Source organism: Syntrophomonas sp. DTU019, from assembly GCA_913757435.1.
In the GTDB taxonomy this organism is placed as follows: Bacteria; Bacillota; Syntrophomonadia; order Syntrophomonadales; family Syntrophomonadaceae; genus DTU019.
Genome location: CAJYDM010000007.1, coordinates 60,605 through 80,997, shown reverse-complemented (window position 1 = coordinate 80,997; position 20,393 = coordinate 60,605). Strand labels below are relative to the sequence as shown.

The window sequence follows — 20,393 nt, the reverse complement described above, 5'->3', positions numbered from 1 at the left end:
ACTCTATGGTGGATTCCCAATTAGTTCAGTTATCCTTCGGGACACAGGAGGGACAGTCCCCGTGTATCCCCCAGTTTGCAGGTATCCTCTTTTCTGGGTCCGTCTTCATCCCTCTACCTTGGTAATCTGATGTATTGAGTTCTGGCGTTCGGGACACAGTTTTCACCTTCGCACCTTCGTATGTCATGTGTATATCTCTCTAACCGCGTTTACATGAGTCATCTTTCGGGATCGACAAAGGATACTCCCTTTTGTCCCCTAAGAACATATCTGCTGGTGGCTGCACAACGCTATAATCGTAAGTACTTGTTCAGGAGCACAGGAGGGACAGTCCCCGTGTATCCCAGCATATTAACCCATATAGTCAATATTATCTACCCATCACGTGGACATTACACGGACTTCATCCTTGCCGGTTGTTGAATGACACAGGGGGACGCTTTCATCGTGTCATTTTTTAAATCATTCCTGAATCAGTGGCGGGACACAGAGTATAGTCCCATTCTTTGGGTATCCCTGGAGGACACACAGGGGACAGTCCCCGTGTATCCCAGCATATTAACCCATATAGTCAATATTATCTACCCATCACGTGGCACTGCATTTCTGCTCCCCCGAAATGCCTTTCCCGACATATTGGCCTTGATCCACTTTCGAAGCATTACTCTTTCTCCCAGCTGTCAAACTCGAGATATGTATATCTGAGTAATTTCCTGTACAATATATGGCAGACCCATCTTATCCATATATAGAAAAACAGTGGGGTTCCTGTTTTACCTTACTATATCCTGTCTCATTGAAGTAGATAGTGACGGCGGAGTACTTATGCTGATTTGGAGAGATAGAAGCTTACGGGTAACAATATGGAAGATCGCCTGGCCTGCCATGGGAGAAATGATCCTCTACATGATGGTGGGGGTTGTGGACGTGGCGGTGGTGGGACGCCTGGGCGCGGTGCCGCTGGCGGCTGCCAGTCTCGGTGCGGAGATCTTCTTCTCGCTGGTTTTGTTCTTAAATGCGCTAGGCATCGGGGCTTCAGTGCTGGTAGCCCAGGCTAAAGGGGGCGGCCGCATGGAAGAGGCTCAGACAGTGGCCGGGCAGAGCCTGTTGATGGCCATTTTTATCGGGATCACGGTGGGCATTCTTACCCAGGTTTTTCTCCCGCAGATTTTAGCCTTGTTCAAAGTCGAGGCCGCAGTCAGCCAGCAGGCTCTCACTTATCTACGCATCACCCTGGCTATGGTGCCGCCAGCCCTTATCTACTATATGATCTGTTCCATATTCCGCGGGCTGGGGCGCACCGACATCCCTATGAAAATCGGCATTTTCACCAATTCTTTCAATGTGCTGGGAGACCTGGTCTTAGTCTTCGGTTGGTGGGGATTCCCGGCTATGGGTGTGGCCGGAGCAGCGGTGGCCACCAGCATCGCGCATTTCCTCGGTTTCCTGATGTCGGCGGCCGCTCTTATGACCCATTACACTGAATTGACGGTAGGTTGGCGAGATATCTTTGCAGTGCGCATGAAAACCATACGCCGCATCCTGAGTCTGGGTATTCCCGGTCTGGGGGAACAGTTTTTCAATACTGCCGCCCAGCTCTCTTCTACCTATCTGTTAGTATTTCTGGGCACGGTGGCCTATGCCTCACACCAGGTGGCTCTGGTGGTGGAGTCAATCTCTTATATGCCCGGTTTTGGGATGGCCATTGCCGCTACTACCCTGGTGGGGCAGGCCGTGGGGGCTGTGGACCGTGACCAGGCGTCGCTGAGCAGCCGGGGCTGTCTGGAGATGGTGGGGATTCTGATGGGCTCGATAGGGGTGCTGTTCTTCCTTTTCCCCTATTTTATCGCTTCCCTGTTCACCAATGATCCGGAAATCATCAAAATTGCCGGGCTGCTGATACGTATCGCCGCCCTGGAGCAGCTGTCCATCGCCGCCTCCATGGTGATGAGCGGCATCCTCAAAGGCTCGGGCGACACCAAAACCCCCATGTACATCTCGGCCTTTTTCACCTGGGTGGTGCGCATTCCCCTGATGTACCTGTTCATACTGGTACTGCACTGGCCTGTAGCCACTATTTGGGGGTTGTTTGTGGTGGAATGGGGCCTGCGCGCTATAGTCTACACTATTATTTACCGCCGCAAGCAATGGCTAGATAAAGCCATCCTGGCCCAGCCCGCCAAAGCACAATGACACACGGGGACGCTTTATCTGTGTCATTTTTTAAGCCACCTATGAATCACTACATTGGATGCCGTAAGTTCCGCGGGTACACGGGATGGTTCTCTTGCTTCCCACTGCTTAAAGATAGTTGTGACACACGTGACACACGGGGACGCGAGCGACCGAGCAAGGTCGTGACATATAGTGGGTGAGAAGCCCACCGAGAAAGGACTAGCCAACCACTCGTAGCCAGCCTTGGAGCGCAACTGGCAACAGAAGCGTTTAAGCGTAGGCAGGCGAGGTAATGGGCCGAAAGCCAGAGGCTGAAGGGAATGAGCCCCGAAATGTGTGTGGATGAGGAGGCCGATGCCGTACGTCCAGCAGAAGGCAACACCTCAGCGGTCGATAGGGCGAGAACGCTGAGGCTCCTCCGGGGTCAGAGACCTTGGCACGTTACACATTGTTAAGTCACGGTAACTCGGGAGACCCTGACAGTTCTTCCGCAGGGGAGTATGGCCGACAAGCAATACAAAGCAAGGGAGCCAAAAGTCTGTCAGGGAGTCGGATTGCTGCATAGTACTGATGAACAGGGTAATGCCTGGGGAGGAAAGGCGGCAACGTATTATAGCCCTTAGTCAAGGAAACATTGTCCTACTGGAGAGGAGAAGACAGTGGAAACGCAACTGGCAAGGATAGCCGAACGAGCAAGAGAAAATCCCAAGTACAAATTCATGACCCTAATCCATCTCATCAACGAGGATACGCTAAGTGCTGCACATAACCAGATGGCAGCACGAAAAGCACCAGGAGTGGATGGGGTAACCAGAAAAGACTACGGCGAAAACCTGGAAGAAAACATCAAAAACCTGGTGTCAAGAATGAAGAAACAAGCCTACAAACCGCAAGAGGTCAGGCGGGTTCGCATCCCCAAGCCAGGAACAGACAAAACGCGTCCGCTCGGAATACCCGCCTATGAAGACAAACTTGTACAGGCAGTAGCAGCACAGATACTAAACGCCATCTATGAACAGGACTTCATGGGTTTCTCCTATGGATTTCGACCCAAGCGGAGTGCGCACGATGCATTAAAGCACCTTAACAAGCTCATAGAGGATCATCGAGTAAACTACATCGTGGACGCTGACATCAAGGGATTCTTTGACCATGTGGATCACAAATGGGTAATGGAATTTCTAAAGGAACGCATAGCAGACACGAACATGCTACGACTCATCTACCGATTCCTCAGAGCAGGGGTGATAGAAGCCGGGGTAAGATATGATACCCCCGAGGGAACTCCCCAGGGCGGGGTAATATCACCAATACTGGCAAATGTGTACTTACACTATGTATTGGATCTATGGTTTCAGAAAGTAGTGCGAAAGCATTGCCGTGGTTCGGCCCATATGGTAAGGTACGCAGACGACTTTGTATGCTGTTTTGAATTTGAGGAAGACGCCCGAAGATTCTACGTCGCACTAGAGAAGAGACTGGCGAAATTCAACCTCGAGCTGGCCGCTGACAAAAGCCAGATCATAGCATTCGGAAAGAAGGCGGAGGCAGAGGCTAAAGCAAACGGGCTGCCCAAACCCGGGACTTTCGACTTTCTAGGTTTCACACACTATTGCGGAAAGAGCAGGCATGGTAAATTTCGTGTAAAGCGGAAAACCTGTCGCAAGAAATTCAAAATTAGTGTAGCCAAGGCAAAGGAATGGATAAAGTCACATCGACACATTCCGGTGCCGGATATTATGGAGGTGCTGAAGAGGAAGCTGCAGGGCTACTATCAGTACTATGCAGTGACGGATAACAGCGACGCGCTCTATCGGTACAAGGAACAGATAGAGAGACTCCTATTCAAGTGGCTAAACCGACGAAGTCAGAGGAAGAGTTTTGGATGGGACAAATTCCAGAAAATGCTAAGAAAGTACCCACTACCAAGGCCAAAGATAGCTGTAAACATATTTGACATGAGGTGGGAAATCTCTAGCTGAGAAGGCAAATGATAATACGAAGAGCCGTATGCGTTAATAGCGCACGTACGGTTCTGTGAGGGGTAAGGGTACAATCGTATGGAAATTAAGTACGGTTGAGCTAGTGAGACACTGCTAACCGAAAGGGGCAGAAACCGAGTAGGCTCAACCTAACCTTAATCATCTGGCGAGAGGCCCTGCCTACTCGACTTTATCTGTGTCATTTTTTAAGCCACCTATGAATCACTACATTGGATGCCGTGAGTTCCGCGGGTACACGGGATGGTTCGCGGGAATATTCTCAACCGCTGCTGCCGCCAGTAAGCTCCGCAGGTCCACGGGATGGTTCTCTTGCTTCCTGCTGCTTAGAGATAGCTGTGCAGGCCGGGGAGGAGGATGCTCACCCCAAACAGGGTGAACATAACTATGACGAAACCGATAATCACCATCCAGGCCGATTTGCGCCCTTTCCATCCGTAGCTTCGGCGGGCGTGCAAATAGGCCGCATATATCAGCCAGGTCACCAGTGACCAGGTCTCTTTCGGATCCCAGGACCACCAGTTGCCCCATACTTCTTCGGCCCACACTGCGCCGGTGATGATGACAATGGTCAGAAAGATGAATCCCAGGACCACCATTCTATAGATACGGTTCTCGATTTCGTCGAGGCCCGGGGCTGTTTGCTGAGAACGGCTCAGGGCCACGACACCAAGGCAAGCCGCCAGGGCAAAACAGCCGTAGGCGATCACCGCAGTGGCCACATGGGCGTGCAGCCAGGTGCTCTGCAGAGCTGGCATCAGCGGGCCCAGTTCGGAGGGGAGGGTGGTGCTGATAGCTATGATGATCAGCAACAAGACGGCAACGCTCAGGTCCAGGCGGCTGGAATCCAACCCCTGGCGGACCCACAGGGCAAAGACCAGAATTCCGCAGGAGAACAGCAGGGCGAATTCGTACAGGTTGGCAAAAGGCACTCGACCCGCCGCCGCTGTGCGCACCACTATCACCGCCACTATCGCCGCCAGGGTCAGCCATAAGATGAGCTGGCTGATCTTGCTCAAATCTCTCTCGGTCCACAACCTGAACAGGTTGACGGCTGTCAATAACAACAACAATATGAAGACCAGATCGGTAAACAGGTTTTCCATTTCACGCCGCCTTTCTCACCATATTTTCCGCCAGGTAGCGGACCAGCATACCTGCCAGCAGCAAAAAGAAACCGGTGAATACCAGGTACACTCCCCGGTCCTCTTTGACATTCAAACCCGAATAATACGAGAAGCCATCCAGGCTGAATTTGTATTCTCCCAGCTGGGCACTCTCCCCTGCCCGAAGCAGATTCATCCCTATTACCCGGTCATGCTCGACCAGAGCAATTAATACATGGGGGTTGCGCGGCAGCGGGCTCAATGAATTGATACCGGGCCGGGTCTCATCCAGGTCAGGCACGAAAATGGCCTGCAGCTTCAAATGCCGGGACTGGTCCAGCCAATACTCGCTGCGATCTGGCAGCGCAATGGACTTGCTTTGGCCATCGGCCGCCTGCGTGGTGATCTGCATCATCCAACCCCAGCTGCTCTGGTAGATTTTCAGGTATCCGGCCTTGAGGGGATGGTTGACGGCGATTTCTTGATGGTAGTCCTGACCCTGATAACCTTGCAGAGAAAGCAGGCTGCTGTACTGGCGCGGTTGATAATCGGGGTAGTAGTCGATTTGGAAGCGATCCAAGGTGAGTTGGCCGGGAGCAAAGCCAAATTCGGCCAAAGAAACGGACTGCCCTTCAGCCAACTCGATATTGGCGCTGTGACCATACCCGAGCGACCAGGCAGCCCCGCCCAACACCAGGATTATGGCCAGATGCATGATCAAAGAGGAGAAAATCAGGACAGACCGGGTGCGGCGCAGCCGTTTTACGGCGCACAGCAGAATACTGAGGCACAGCAATAGCAGCATGGCCAGAAACCACCAGGCCTGGTAGAGCCGGTGCAAAGACAGCACGGTGATGATCCGCCCCGTCAAGCCGCCATAATGTTGCATATAAAAATCAGGTGCCTGGCCTTGTGGGATTAATGTCCCCAATGCGCTAATGGCACCGATTATCACCAGTATATAAATGGCGCTCGACATGGAGGCAAGGGTGGTTGTAATCTGCTGTAACGGTTTTTTGGCCATCAATAATTCTTCCTGTATGACAGTGTGACAGTGCAGTGTGACAGGGGACGGTTCTCTGACACAACTAGTGGACATGGGACGGTTCTCTGACACAACACTGGTGTGACAGGGGACGGTTCTCCGACAGATGTGACAGGGGACGGTTCTCTGACACAACACTGGTGTGACAAGGGACGGTTCTCCGACACAACACTAGTGATACTGTGACAGGAGCCGATTCTCCTGCGCCTAATAGTCTGATAAAGAATTAAATCCCCAGCCCATTGCGCTTGGGACAGCAGTACAGCATAAGACCGAGTCTCCTGCGCGACTTGGGTGGGAATGCGACAGAAGAGGACGAATCTCCTCTGTCGCATTGTTCTAATTTAGCTTAGCTTGCCCCAACTGGCATGCAAGGAATCCATCAACATGGGACAAACGGCCAGGAGAACCATCCCTTTTGTCAGGCTCCCCGGGCTTCGCGCGCCAGTTTCACAGATTTATGGGCATAGTCGATGGCAGTGCCCAGGTTGTTCAGGGTCTCAGTCGGATTGTGGAATCCGTACCCATTGGTGACCACCACAAAGTCCAGATACCATTGGGCCTGGCGGTGCATTTCCATGGCCTCCTCAAGCTTGGCCTGATCGACCTGAGGCGCTGCACGGCTCAACTTCAGCTCATTGATGGCTTCAACTACCGCGTTGCCGGCCAGGTCCTGAGTCTGCTTGACCTGTCCTTGTATGGTCTTGACCCGATCCACCAGCCATTCGGTGCCATTGCGGTGGCAAGTGGTGCAACTGTTCTCGATGTTGTTCAACGGACTCTGCCAGACATGGGAGCTGAGCTTTTTGTTGCCCACCTTGGTGTAGGGCATGTGGCAGTCGGCACAGGCCAGCCCGGCGGACTGGTGGGTGCTGTTCATAAAGGTCTCGTATTCGGCGTGGCGGGGCTTGACCAGGCCGGTCCCGGCATCCGGATGCACCCATTCGGAGAAGTTCTCCTCATCGTAATAGTCCAGGATCTGATCGGCTTTGACACCTTTATCCCAGGGGAAGGCGATTTTCTTGCTGCCAGGCTCGAAATAGTAGGTGACGTGGCATTGCGCACAGACCAGGCTGCGCAGCTCCTGATTGGTGAGTTTACTGACGTCTTTGCCCTGATGCTGCAAAGCCTCGATCAATGCGGGCCGGGTGAGGCGCAGTTCCATAGTGGCCGGATCGTGGCAGTCCAGGCAGCCGATGGGCTCAGTGATCTGGTCTTTGATCTCGTCAAAGGACATAAGATAGTACTGGTCCCCGTATTTAGCCATCATCTCCGGCACCTGGGTCGATTTGCAGGTGAAACAGGAGGCCCCGGCTTTTTTGCGGGCGGGATCGATAGCATTGATATCTTCTATGGTAAACACATGTCCGCGCGGTTCATTGTATTCCGCAGAGAAACCAAAACCGGCGTAAATGTTCTTAAGGTAGGGTTTGGTATCGAAATGCGAGGGTTTTTCTTTATTGGCTAAATTATCTTGATAGCTGTCCCAGTGCACCGGGTAATAGGCTGCCCAAGCGGCGGAACGGGTTTCATTGGCGGCTATGGTTCCCTGCGGTCCCAAGGTGGTCACAGCATTATTGCGGGTGAAAAAGAACACCGCAGCGGCCAGAGCCACCACCACAATCGGAACGGTAACCAGCAATAGTTTCTTGATCTGATCAGAATTCAAAATATCGCCCTCCTCCCTTGTCCCTCTATTTAACATGAACGATTTCATGATGGCAGTCAAAGCAGTGACGACCGCCATTTTCGCGGGTATCCCCGATGTCCGCCATAATGTCCCCGTGGCAGCGCAGGCAGTTCTGCTGCAGTACGGTTTTGCTTAGATTGGTAGCACGAATCTCTAAGGGGGTGGTATTGGTGACCACCCGATACACGTCTCGGGTGCCGGTATACGCTGCGTATGCGCTACCTGTGACCAGCCCGTGGGGGTCGTGACAGTCACCGCAGTTGGCGGCGTAGCTGTGCGGCGAATGAAGATAGGTGGAGACCTGCTCCTCCATCGCGTGACAATTGCCGCAAAACCCGGCTTCCGCTAATCCCAAGGCAGGCACTTTGACCATCAGCATCATGGCGAATCCGGCCACCGCCAGGACTCCCAGCCATTTCAGCATACTTTTCATGAAGGCCGCACCATCTCCTCTCCCTGATGTAGTACTGAGGTTAATCTGAGCATACCATAAAACCCACCATTTGACATTAAGATCACGGAAAGCGCGGGAATGAGCAGCGACAAGGGTGACGGTCTTGTTTGGCCTCCTACCGATCGCCCTTATTAGCTTCTACTGCACGGAAGCAGCCACTGCTATAGGTACAGAATTAAATAGGCCGCAGGATGGATCTGCCGGTTCTAGTGTTTCTGGACCAGGATGTCAGACTAGGTTAAAACCATGAGATCCAAAAATACCAATAAAACGAGTAGAAAGCCAGCATACGCTGGCTTTTCACAAAATATACGACCAATCGATTAGACCATGCACCACCATCCTAACGGCTCCTGAAGGTTTCGCAGCAGGTGCCCTCGGAGTTTTCGACTCTGTTTCCCTGAACACTCGATCTGACTTCGATTTCATCGGCATGACAGGCATAATTATGGTTGTAATAGCATTCTTCACACATGCATTTGGAAACTTTAGGCATTCTCAATCACCTCCTTTTTGATTAGAGTAACCAAATATCAGAAGGTGTATGTGGATAAGGACCAGCCTAAGCTCCGCAAATCAATACAATGTTGCAATGAAAGCCCGGCATAACGCTACTATTAGCGACAAATGATAAACGCCAATCAATATTATGATGCAATGAAAGCCGTTCATCACGCTAATATGAGCGACAAATGATGAACGCCAATCAACATCATGATGCAATGAAAGCCGGGTCATCACGCTACTAAGAGCGACAAATGATAGACGCCAATCAACATCATGATGCAATGAAAGCCGGGTCATCACGCTACTATGAGCGACAAATGATAAACGCCAACCAACATTATGATGCAATGAAAGCCCGGCAATGCCAGGCTTTGAATTTTGCAGGGAAATAATCTGTTTATTTTTTGAATTCCTATTAAACCGTCCACGACGGCGGCGGTTCAAACACTTCAGCCTCCGCCGTTAAAACCGACGCTCACCTTGTCGTTGTCAACGATAACCGGGACTTTAGTTCCCTGGGTGAGTTTCTTGATCTCCTCTACTCTTTCTTTATGAACCGACAGATTGACTTCCTCAAATGCTATGCCCTGTCCTGTGTAGTGCCGTTTAGCTGCCTCGCAGTAAGGGCAGCCGGTTTTTGTGTAAATAATCATGCTGATCACCTCCCAAACATGGCCAAACGCGGGAACGGTTAGGGCGTTTCAACCAGATAGCACAAAGACAAAGTACGCGACAAGGGACGGTATCGTATCTCTGGTTAAACAGCCCAAAACGCTATGGTTTTGGCCGTTCTGATCAAACAGGGCTGACCTGATAACTTTACTCTTGCCTTATGTCTTATGATTCACCAATGACCTGCTAATTACACCGCAACAACGTCACCTCGGGTCACAAGCCCAGTCACATTGCATTACCAAATCTTGAGGCGGCGGGCTTCGCTGGTAAGGCAGTCGCGGAAATGGGGATGGGCAATGCTGATCAAAGCCCTGGCCCGTTCCGGCAGCGAGCGCCCCCGCAAACAGACCGAACCGAATTCGGTGACCACATAATCGACATCCACCCGGGAGGTGGTGACTGCGGTCCCGGCCTCAAACTGGGCTACGATGCGGGAAATGCTGTCCTCATGGGCTGATGAATAGAATGCGATGATGGATTTGCCGCCCGGCGACTCCTGAGCTCCTTTGACAAATTCTTTGTGTCCGCCGGTGCCGCTAAATAGGCGCTGTCCGGCCATTTCCGCAGAGCACTGCCCGGTCAGGTCTACCTGCAGGGCGGAATTGATGGAAACCATTTTGTAGTTTTGGCGTATCACTGCAGGATCGTTCATCACCCGCCCAGACTGGAATTCTACCGCCGGATTGTCATCTAAAAAATCATACAGTTTTTGGCTGCCCAGGCCGATGTCCCCCACGAATTTGCCCTTGAATAAGGTCTTCTTGCGGTTGGTTATGGCACCCGCCTCCCATAAGTCCAGGATGGCATCGGAAATGACCTCGGAGTGCACCCCCAGGTCTTTTTTGTCCTTTAAATGCCTGGCTATAGCCCCGGTAATGCCTCCAAAGCCGAATTGTATAGTAGAGCCATCCTCGACCAATTCGGCAGCGAATCGTCCGATTCGTTCGGTCCGCTCATCGGTGGGCTCGGATTTCAGAGACGGAACTTCATTGTCAGCCTCAACAATGTAGTCCACTTCCGAGATGTGCAGGTTGGTATCGCCATATATCCGGGGCAGGCGCGGATTGACCTCCATTATCACCAGGTCGGCCTGTTCAATGGCCTCGCGCTCGAATACCGATGAAACCGAGGTGGTCATCATGCCGTGCTTATCCATGCTGGAGGCGCTGCCCCAGAAAATATTTATCCGTCGGTAATATAAGCGGTTTTTTAGAAAGGTGTGCAATTCCATGGGAACGTAATTGACAGTACCCAGGGAATGACCCTGGCGCGGTCCCCCGGTAAGGAACCAGCAATTCAAGATCACACTGTCCTTCATCTCCGGGTCCATGTAGAAGGGGTAATGCCCTATCATCAAGGCATTGACCACGGAAACATTTTTGACCTTTCCTTTGAGCAGGTGGATATGGCTGAAAAGGGTCACCGGCTCGGCAGCCCCCAGGCTGGTCATGACCTCGTCGTTATCCTCGATCAGATCCATGGCGGCGTCAATAGGTAGTACCTTGCGGCGGTACTGACTCTGGTAGTCCATATGGCACCTCATTTGTTGCAGGATATTTGAAATTATCCCATATGAAAAGCTATTCTGGCAACCGTTTAATTGATTCTCATGATAAGTCTAAACAGCAGCCCGCCTTTACCTATACCAGGGTTAAGCAAACTGACTCCCCCCAATAATTCACTTTCGACTCAAAAAATGACACAAGGTACACGTCCCCCTGTGTCATCTAAGTCTAAACAGCAGCCTGCCTTTACCTATGCCAGGGTTAAGCAAACTGACTCCCCCCAATGATTCACTTTCGACTCAAAAAATGACACAAGGTACACGTCCCCCTGTGTCATTTTAGGGCTTTGGGAAGCGCACATAGACCGTAGTTCCGCTGGAACTGGAGTCGATTTCTAGGACTGCGTTATGGCGGCCGGCGATGCTGTAACAAACCGCCAAACCCAGGCCGGTGCCGGTGTCTTTGGTGGTGAGAAAGGGAGTTCCCAGTTTGGGATATATCGCCTGCGAAAATCCGCAGCCTTCATCCTGAATGTAGAGCAGGATGTTATTACCCTCCAGCCGGGTACCAATGACCAGGGTCCCCCCAGGCTGCATGGCATCCAGCCCGTTGCGGGCCAGGTTCATCACCAGCTGGCGAAACTCGTTGGGGTCGACCATGACCTTCGGAGGGTGATTTAAATCCAGGTCAACACTCATCTCGCGCAGATTGGCCTCGGACATGATCATGGGGCAAAAGGTGGTTAGCAGTTCGTCCAGGTAATGCATCTGCAGGTCGACCCGTTTGTTTTTGGCCATGGCCAGGTATTCGCTGATAATGGCGTTGGCCCGGTCCAGCTCTTCAATCATCAGCTCGAAGTAGGCTCCATACTCGGCCAATTGCACATTAGTATTAAGCATCTGCAGAAAACCCCGCACCGCAGTCAATGGATTTCTGATCTCATGGCCAATGGCGGCTGCCATTTCGCCAATCAAGTTCAAACGGTCCAGACGTGATAATTCGGCTTCGATCTGTTTCTGATGGGTGACATCCACCATTGAATGCAGGTAGTAATCTTCCTCCCCAATAGTAATCAGTTGCGTGTTGCCAAGACCGATGTGTTCATCGCCATCGGCATTTCGATACGATACCTCGTAGTGGTTGAGATAGTGAGGAGCGGCCGCGCGGTCGAGGCTGCTTTCTCTGCGGAATGTCAGCCCCATATTAAGCTCACTGAAAGTACGCCCCAGCAGTTCTTCCCGAGTATACCCTAACGCTTTAGTGAAGGCCTCGTTGATTTCCACTAAACGGTGATCCAGTGTGGTGATTCCCATGATGACCGGACTGGCAGCGAAAATTTTGGAGAAGCGCTCTTCTGAGCAGCGCAGAGCCTTTTCAGCCCGTTTTTGCTCGCTTATGTCAATAAGCATCTCCAGGACCAGCACTGAACCGTCGGTGTCAGTGAAAGGGCAGTCATGAACATCGAAGATGCCTCCATCCGGCCCTATAAACTCCCATTGCACCGGCTTACCAGTTTCCAATACGGTGTAGGTTTGGCAATAATCACAAGGTCGATCATAACCAAATAAGGCTTCATAACATTTCTTGCCATGAAAGTCCCCGAGTCTTTCTCTGTAAGCACGGTTGGAGAAAACCAGATGCTTGTCGGCGCTGAGCAGGCATATGCTGACCGGCAGGTTTTCCAAAACATCGCGCAGCCGCTGCCGTTCCAGGGCGAGTTTGCGGGTGCGTTGCTCTACTTTTTCCTCCAGCGCATTGCAGGCTTGCATCAATTCCTGTTTTGCCTTCTTGAGTGCGGTGATGTCGTGCCCCATCACTGTGGCCTGAACTGGGCGGCCATCAATTACGTTGGTGATGGTGACGTGAAGCGAGACATACATCTGGTCTCCAGCTTTGGTCTTGACTAGATAGACCACATCCTGATCCGGGTTTTCGCCATTTAAGTACTGCCTGATGCGAGACTGCAATTGTTCTGCACCATGCTCATCCAGGATTGACAAGAGATCCATTTGCAGCAATTCCTCACGGCTATATCCCAATCCTTCACACATTACATCGTTTACGGCTGTAAATCGCCTTTGTTCTAGGTCTAACTGACAAATCGCGGTCGGGGCGTGTTGCACCAGTTCCCGGTATTTCCGCTCGCTCTCCTGCAAGGCCAGTTCAATCTGGTGTCGCTTCGTTATATCCCGGATAGATGCGATGAGGCCTTTGTACTCCCCTTCTGTACCTCTCCACACCGCCCGGCTGATCTCCACCATGAGGGACTTACCATTTTGGGCCAGGCATTCTACGTGCAGGAGGTCCTCTCCAACCGTCCCGGTGTCTTCCCGGCAAGGATCAGGAAGACTATACACCGCTTCCTTATATGGCTCTGATATATAGTTCTGTACAAAGACTTGAACTGACTTGCCCAGAAGTTCCTCTTCATTCCAGCCGAATAAGTTTGTAAAAGCCTTGTTAAAATAGGCGATCGAATCGTTCTCATCAACGACTACAACCGCATCCTGTATATTAGCCAGGATCTGGGCCTGAAAATCCCGGGTCTGCCGTGCCAGCCGACAAGTATCTTCTTCTGGCGTGCGGCCGGGCCTGGTCTGCCTCTCTTGCAGGCTGCCGAACAGATCATTATTGTCCATTTTTCCCGTAACTCCTCTAATTACCTAAATTCATATATGTCGAATATTTGACAGGTTTGGGATAAAAACCTGCTACTGCAATTAATTTGATCGATTTTGCCTTTTAGGCGTGGTTGTCAACAGAACTCCAATACCTGCGGTTACGGAAGAAGCGGTGGAGAAGATACCGCCGACTGACGTTCAAACAACAGAACCGTTTGAGGCCGCTGAAAAAGTCCTGTTTTGTCATCTTGAACATTAGTGAAGGATCTTGAAACTACTGAAATAAGAAGGTTTTTTGGCTATGTTTCAGAATGGCAGAATGGCATGACACCAGGGTTACGCTGACTCCCCCAGGCGATTCACTTTTGACTTAAAAAATGACACAAGGAACGCGTCCCCGTGTGTCATTTATTTGTTTTCAGGCAACCTGGAACACAGTCACCTCAATATGAATATTTTGTATCGAAAGGGATTATTTATCTTCCCTGAACAATTAAAATAAGGAGGAATTTTAATGGCCAGATTTAGAAAACGGCATAATAGAGTGCGCAGTACCGCAAGAGCCAACCGCAGAACATGTCCCTGCGTTCTGAGCGATAGGGCATTAATCAATGGCAGATTTTGCCCCAGTGTCTTAAGTGACAGCCGTATATGCCCCAGTGTTTTAAGTGACAACATTATGGTAGGCAACCAAGTGAGGGGTGCCGTGCTGAGCAACAGTTCGTGCTGCTTCACCACCCGCAGAAATGACTGTGCACACATCTCGCATTTCTGCCCGCAACACCCCAAAATCTTTTTAACCTGCGGAGTCGGCTATGAATTCGACCTGAACAATGTTCCCGAAGGTCCTGCTTCACTGCTGTTGGCCAGCATTGAGGTTAACCGCTCAGGTCTGAGACGGCCGCTGGTGAAAATCGATTTCTCCAGCATGATCGAGGTCGAAGATGGCAATGAAGTGGAATTGACTGTGGCCTTACGGAGAAACTGCAATGGCAATTGCACCACCCTGGAGACCTGGGAAGTGGAATTCGAAGATGATTCGAGCCTGAGCCTGCCCTTCAGTTTCACCTTCTGTGATGATGATGTGTGCCCCGCCGGGTGCTGTGTCTACACTGTGGAAATCGTCAGGATCGAGGTGGAAGGCGGCAACTTCGTCAACGAACTGGAAGTTGAAAACACTCACATTAACGCCATCGTGCAGGACTGCCTGTAAACACGGAAATGGTTTTGGCGCCATGCGTACCGTTCGAAATATGGCGGTTCAAGTTTACACCTTACCTACCCGGGTAACAATACAGCAGACAGAGGTATCAGGGGGAGCAGGGAGAGGTTTAACCCTGCTCCCCCCGCTTCCGATCGGGTAGGAGGCTGCCCATTATTTGAGTGACCGACCTCCCACACCGCCGTACGTACCGATCGGTATACGGCGGTTCCAAAGTTACACTTATTAGCGGAGTAATTCCGCCAAACAAAGGTATCCGGCACGTTTGAGCCGCTCATTGGATAAGGTAATTGACAAGATAGGGCTATGGGCAGTACGCCGGTAGCCTTTTCTTGGCAAACAGGGAAACCGGGGGTTCTTTGTGCTTCCTTACCTGGCGCCCTTTTCTGTTCCCCCCGGTTTTCCATCCAAAGAAGCAGTAAAAGACCTAAACTTCGCGCCTTCTTCGTGCGCATAACTTTTGATTGACCCCTTTGTGAATTGTCGCCGCTTCCGCTCGCTTTGAGGTGTCCCCTGCGGGCAGAGGTGCCATCCCCATGACCGTGCCCGCGGCGCCCCTCGCCCCTTCACGCCTATCTCCAGCTGAACAGTCCCCCTGCGGGCAGAAGTTTCAGTCCCGTGTCCGTTCCCGTGCCACGGTCCCCCTTCACGCCTATCTCCAGCCGATATGTCCCCCTGCGAGCAGAAGTGCCCTTCTCGTGTCTGCTCCCTTTCCCTGCTTCCGCTCGATCTGAGGTGTCCCCCTGCGGGCACAAGTGCCAGTCCCGTGTCCGTTCCCGTGCCCCCGGCCCCCTTCACCGCCTATCTCCAGCTGATATGTCCCCCTTCCGGCCAGGGAATTATTCTCTGGGCTCCGTTTTTATTTCCCGGTTTCCCATCCGTATAAATTGGAGAAGCTGATACTGGCTGTAATAATACTGGGTCCTCATCCAGTTCTTCAATAGCAGACTATCCACATGAACAGAAGGTGCAGACGATTTGAGAACCGCTCGCTATGCGTTGTTGGCAACTCTGGCCTTTTTAGGACTATGGTTAGGATATGTATACCACGGCAATTTTGTGCTCAAGCCGACGCAGGACCACACGGTGGTGTTCATTGGGGATTCCATCACCAATCACTGGGATCTGCCGGATACTATCGGGGTGTACCGAGTCATAAAGCGCGGCGTGGATGGCGAGACTACCTCTGATATGATGGCAAGATTCGAAACTGATGTTTTTCAGGCCAGGCCTGACAAGGTGTTTATCCTGGGAGGTATCAATGACATCCAGACAGCCTATCGAGCTGATCCCCAGGGATTGGAGGCCCAACTGCAAAAGACTGCCCGGAATATTGCTATAATGACGAAATGGGCATTAAAGTCTGACATTGAGCCGGTCCTATGCTCGGTGCTGCCGGTGGGGGGCAACTACTCTACCCTGCCTCCGGATGAGATCAACGCTGCGGTGCGAAAGTTGAATCAGTTCATAGAGGAACTTGCCCGGGCCGAGCAAGTACCCTATCTTAATCTGGGGCAAGTTCTCTCCCACCCCGACCGGCCTTTATTAAAGGAGGAATACTTCCGACCTGACGGCCTGCACATATCCCCACCTGGTTATGGTGATTTGACGAACGCAGTCAGCAATTTCCTGCAATAGAGACATCGGAAATAAAAAAACGTGCTCCTGCTTCGCGGCTTTCCCTAAAAAGAAAGAACCTGCTCCTGCTTCGCGGCTTTCCCGAAATGAAAAAAACGTTCTCCTGCTTCCCGGTTCCCCGGAAGAAAAAGAACGTTCTCCCACTTCATATATTATTCTATTAGTCGCCGGAAATCATATTGCCGAGGATGCCGCCCAGGCCGCGGTTCTCCTCGCGTGAGCCTCCCACTCTGGAAGCAGCCACGATGCGGTCTGCCAGGCGGGACAGGGGCAGGCTCTGCAAATATACCAGCCCAGGTCCGGTGACGGTTGCCATGAAAAGACCTTCCCCGCCGAACAGAGCATTTTTGAAGCCGCCCACAAATTCTATGTCATAGTCAACTGTCTCTTCAAAGGCCGCCAAACAGCCGGTGTCGATTTTAAGCTTTTCGCCGGGCTGCAAGCGTTTCTCGATCAAGGTTCCGCCAGCATGCACGAAGGCCAGGCCATCGCCTCTGAGCCTTTGCAGTATAAACCCTTCCCCGCCGAACAGGCCGGCCCCGATTTTCTTGGTGAAGGCCACTTCGATTTCAATACCCCGGGCGGCGCAGAGGAAAGAGTCTTTTTGGCACATGAAACGTCCGTTGTGCTGGCTCAGGTCGATAGGGATGATCTTGCCCGGATAAGGGGCTCCGAAGGCCACCCTCTGCTTGCGGTTGGCAGAGTTGAGGAAGGTGGTGATGAAAAAGCTCTCCCCGGTGAGCATACGTTTGAAGCCCTGGAACATGCCACCTCCAGTGCCGGTCTGCATCTGCACTCCGGAATCCATGTAAGTCATAGCGCCAGCCTCGGCGCGCACCCCTTCCTGCGGGTCCAGTTCGATTTCCACCAATTGCATGTCGTCTCCGAAAATTAGATAATCGATGATGTCTGCCATTGTAAATCTCCTTTCTATCGCTTACGCCAGAGGGAAGCAAGGGGACATTCTTTCGCTTCCTTTCCAATACACTTGTCCAATACACTTGAACCGATCATGTGTACCCCATACATCTATGTAGTGCTTAGTCTGTCATATTCTGCATCTTCACAGTGAGAATGGGGCGGCGACAATACGGATAAAATAACAGCCTTCACACCAAATTAGTAGTTGAAAATCAACCATAGGCGGGGCAGCTGATAACCCCTAAATGGTTTTCAAATAGTCTGACTCCCCTTCCTGTGGGTATTGGCGTGATTGTCGGCACCGTTTCACTTACTCCCAGCTGGCTAAAAGAACCTGTACTGCCAATATTATATCCCAGCCTATCTGCTATGAGAAGTGTAAACGGGCATGTGAGGATGTTGCCGCAAACCGGGGCAGTGGCGGTGTTTTGCTTAGACCGATAGAGGCCCCGGGTGGGGAGAATCTTGATGGTAAGTTCAGCTGGGAAAAATACTGCCTACGCCACAACCAAACGCCAGAACCGTCCCTGTTTTGGCCTGTGTTGGCCTGTGTTGGCCCTTTGCAAAGTGGGATAAAGGCAACGTTAGAGTACTTTGCGGACCATGCGGCAGATGCGGCGGGTGCCCGCGGCTCGCTGTCCGGAGCAGTTTAAAAGGGTCTGGGCCAGTTGCTCGTAGCCCTGGGCCTCTACTTTAGCATCGCTCAAATACAGCCCCAACAGTCCCTCCACCACAGTAGTGTGGAAAGCCGGGTTGGACATGCTGGCAGCGCTGTCGTGAGACTGGCAAATGAAGAATTTCAGACGCTCGATCATGTCAGACTGATCGCGGTAGTAGAAGGTGAAATTAAGATCGCCACCCTGCCGGTCCTCCTCGCGGTCGATCAAATAGTCCAGGAGTATGTGCAGACCGGAAATCCAGGGGAAATAGGCCTGCCAGGTGCGGTGCATGCTGGCATCGTCCAATTCCTCCCGGCAAGCCAGACCTAGCAAGGCGAATATACCCAGGGTGGAGCCGGTGGCGGCGGCGAATTCCTGCCAGCGCACCCCGGGATAGCGGACGGCTTGCTGGCTGGCCCAGCTTATCAGTTCATTTTCGCGGATTTGCGGGTCAAGATGCTTACGCACCTGCAATTCACTGTACCAGTTGGCCAATTTCCACAGCCGCTGTTGAACTTTCCAGTAGTTGGGGAGGGTTTCGATCTGCGTCTGGCATTCTGCCACCAGTTTTCTGATATACCCGCCGTCCTCTTTATAAGGATAGTACAGGTAATAGTCCTCGCAGGCAGTGCCCGGAGTGAGGGCACTCAGGAGACTGTTGTGCAGGTGGCGGAAGGCCTGGCCATCGGTGCTGCCGGCCCGGTCGCATAGGTTATCCAGGTAATCACAAAGGGTCTGATAGGCTATGATGATGCGCAGCAGATTCTTTTGGTAAGGCGCTGACAAGCTGGCAAAAACCGCTCCGCCCTGGCAATGAAAAGCTTTGTGCTCGAGACTGGCCAGGGCCATCTGGCGAAGCACCGGGTCAGGACAAAGCTTCGCCTCAGCCTTCCATTCGGCCAGGAGGCGCTGCACCTTTGGCAAAATGACCAGAATGTGATGCAGCGAGCAGGAGGACTGGCCTGGGGCAGGTTTGCGCCGGGGCGGCGGGCGGTTGATTTGGGGTTGTTTTAGTGCTCATGTTCAGGCCTGCCTTTCCATTATTGGATAGAAGCGTCCCAAAACCGGGCTGTAGGCATGTATAAATCCCATGCAGGTGCTTTTCAGCGCTTCCAGGCTCTCGCCGGGAGGCAATTCTTTTAGATGTTCCAGGCCACGGTCCAGAAATGCCGCGGCATGTTCTATGGCCAACCCTATCGAACCGCTCTCGGTAATAATATTTATGATCTCTCCCAGGCTGGCGGGAATGCTGTTGCGCCGCTCCAACAGACCGCGCAGGCGGACCCCAGCGACGCTGTTGGATAAGGCCAGGATGACCGGCAGAGTGATGTTTCCCTGAGTAATATCATTGCCCACCGGCTTGCCCAGACTCTGGCTGTCAGCCACCAGGTCCATGACATCGTCGATTATCTGGTAGGCGTAGCCCAGACACAGTCCAAACTGGTCCAGATGCTTCACTTGATCCGGAGAGGCTTCGCTGACCAAAGCTCCGATTTTGCAGCTAGAGGCAAACAGACACGCGGTCTTGCGGTAAGTCTTATCGTAGTACTCATCCAGACTAACATTTACATTATACGCCTGCCCCAGTTGGATGATCTCTCCGGAGCACATCACCTGAATGGTATGGGTGATGTTGTCCATGACCTGGGTTTGCTGATGGCGGTTGATGAGATTGAAAGCGGCTGCAAACAGGTAGTCGCCGGCCAAAACGCTGATCTGGTTGCCAAAATGAGCGTTCAAGCTGTCCCGCCCGCGCCGCAGCTGGGAGTTGTCGATAACATCGTCGTGCACCAGGGAGGCTAGATGGATCAGTTCCACTGCGGTGGCAACATCCCTCACTACGATGGGGTCGTGTGGATTCAGCTCCGCGGTGTGGTAGACCAGGCGCGGGCGCAGCATTTTGCCGCTGCCCTGCAAAAGGTAATCCATGACTGCGTCTATACGAGAATTGCCAGTGGTGGTCACCTGGCGGAGTCGATTTAATATGAGTTCAGCTGGAAAAGGTGCCGATTTTAAGGCGGTTTGCTGTGCTATGACAAAGACTCCCCTCTGATATAGTCTGTAAGTGGTAGTATCCCCTGCCGCATACATAATATACCAGAGAGTTGAAAAGGCATGGGGACGGCAGACTGTGTGAAAACTAGTCCGCAGAAAAAGGAAAAAAACATATAAAAG

The 20,393-nt window shown here is 52.1% G+C and carries 16 protein-coding genes; 4 read left to right on the top strand and 12 right to left on the bottom strand.

The genetic code is table 11. From position 1 onward, the window contains the following. Positions 1–825 precede the first annotated feature (825 nt). Both AC15IQ_RS14520 and ltrA read left to right on the top strand, forming a co-directional pair. Positions 826–2,193, top strand: coding sequence for an MATE family efflux transporter (locus AC15IQ_RS14520; protein ID WP_483180092.1), 1,368 nt, complete (start codon positions 826–828; stop codon positions 2,191–2,193). A 641-nt stretch (positions 2,194–2,834) separates the two neighbouring features. Continuing rightward, complete coding sequence (gene ltrA, locus AC15IQ_RS14515) at positions 2,835–4,157, top strand: group II intron reverse transcriptase/maturase (RefSeq protein WP_483177505.1); 1,323 nt, start codon at positions 2,835–2,837, stop codon at positions 4,155–4,157. Positions 4,158–4,501: 344 nt separating this feature from the next. On the opposite strand, the gene ccsA is transcribed toward ltrA, so the two are convergent. The 9 genes from ccsA to AC15IQ_RS14470 all read right to left on the bottom strand — a co-directional run bounded on the left by ccsA (position 4,502) and on the right by AC15IQ_RS14470 (position 13,796). After that, positions 4,502–5,281 (bottom strand): cytochrome c biogenesis protein CcsA, encoded by a 780-nt coding sequence (gene ccsA / locus AC15IQ_RS14510; protein ID WP_483180090.1) that lies wholly within the window; start codon positions 5,279–5,281, stop codon positions 4,502–4,504. A gap of 1 nt (position 5,282) precedes the next feature. Continuing rightward, on the bottom strand, positions 5,283–6,305 hold the full coding sequence (locus tag AC15IQ_RS14505) for a cytochrome c biogenesis ResB family protein (protein ID WP_483180088.1): 1,023 nt from the start codon (positions 6,303–6,305) through the stop codon (positions 5,283–5,285). 442 nt (positions 6,306–6,747) lie between these two features. Beyond that, entirely contained in the window at positions 6,748–7,995 is a 1,248-nt protein-coding gene (locus tag AC15IQ_RS14500) for an ammonia-forming cytochrome c nitrite reductase subunit c552 (protein ID WP_483180086.1), read from the bottom strand. 25 nt (positions 7,996–8,020) lie between these two features. Further along, positions 8,021–8,449, bottom strand: coding sequence for a NapC/NirT family cytochrome c (locus AC15IQ_RS14495; protein WP_483180084.1), 429 nt, complete (start codon positions 8,447–8,449; stop codon positions 8,021–8,023). Positions 8,450–8,813: 364 nt separating this feature from the next. Next, complete coding sequence (locus AC15IQ_RS14490) at positions 8,814–8,966, bottom strand: DUF1540 domain-containing protein (RefSeq protein WP_483180082.1); 153 nt, start codon at positions 8,964–8,966, stop codon at positions 8,814–8,816. An 80-nt stretch (positions 8,967–9,046) separates the two neighbouring features. Continuing rightward, positions 9,047–9,421 (bottom strand): hypothetical protein, encoded by a 375-nt coding sequence (locus AC15IQ_RS14485; protein WP_483180080.1) that lies wholly within the window; start codon positions 9,419–9,421, stop codon positions 9,047–9,049. A 5-nt stretch (positions 9,422–9,426) separates the two neighbouring features. Then, positions 9,427–9,630, bottom strand: coding sequence for a Uxx-star family glutaredoxin-like (seleno)protein (locus AC15IQ_RS14480; protein WP_483180078.1), 204 nt, complete (start codon positions 9,628–9,630; stop codon positions 9,427–9,429). A gap of 257 nt (positions 9,631–9,887) precedes the next feature. Next, positions 9,888–11,183, bottom strand: a complete 1,296-nt coding sequence (locus AC15IQ_RS14475) for an acetyl-CoA hydrolase/transferase family protein (protein ID WP_483180077.1) — start codon at positions 11,181–11,183, stop codon at positions 9,888–9,890. Between the two features lie 312 nt (positions 11,184–11,495). After that, positions 11,496–13,796, bottom strand: a complete 2,301-nt coding sequence (locus AC15IQ_RS14470; protein ID WP_483180075.1) for a PAS domain S-box protein — start codon at positions 13,794–13,796, stop codon at positions 11,496–11,498. A gap of 496 nt (positions 13,797–14,292) precedes the next feature. Between AC15IQ_RS14470 and AC15IQ_RS14465 the strand changes: the two genes are divergently transcribed. Next, entirely contained in the window at positions 14,293–14,991 is a 699-nt protein-coding gene (locus tag AC15IQ_RS14465; protein ID WP_483180073.1) for a DUF4489 domain-containing protein, read from the top strand. A 987-nt stretch (positions 14,992–15,978) separates the two neighbouring features. Further along, positions 15,979–16,638 (top strand): GDSL-type esterase/lipase family protein, encoded by a 660-nt coding sequence (locus AC15IQ_RS14460; RefSeq protein WP_483180071.1) that lies wholly within the window; start codon positions 15,979–15,981, stop codon positions 16,636–16,638. Between the two features lie 160 nt (positions 16,639–16,798). Here AC15IQ_RS14460 and AC15IQ_RS14455 read toward each other — a convergent pair whose 3' ends face one another. The 3 genes from AC15IQ_RS14455 to AC15IQ_RS14445 form a co-directional block, all read right to left on the bottom strand. Further along, positions 16,799–17,554 carry a TIGR00266 family protein gene (locus tag AC15IQ_RS14455; protein ID WP_483180069.1) on the bottom strand — a complete coding sequence of 252 codons (756 nt, stop codon included), beginning with the start codon at positions 17,552–17,554 and terminating at the stop codon, positions 16,799–16,801. Positions 17,555–18,143: 589 nt separating this feature from the next. Then, positions 18,144–19,133 carry a tetraprenyl-beta-curcumene synthase family protein gene (locus tag AC15IQ_RS14450; protein WP_483180096.1) on the bottom strand — a complete coding sequence of 330 codons (990 nt, stop codon included), beginning with the start codon at positions 19,131–19,133 and terminating at the stop codon, positions 18,144–18,146. 108 nt (positions 19,134–19,241) lie between these two features. Further along, complete coding sequence (locus AC15IQ_RS14445) at positions 19,242–20,309, bottom strand: polyprenyl synthetase family protein (protein ID WP_483180067.1); 1,068 nt, start codon at positions 20,307–20,309, stop codon at positions 19,242–19,244. Positions 20,310–20,393 lie beyond the last annotated feature (84 nt).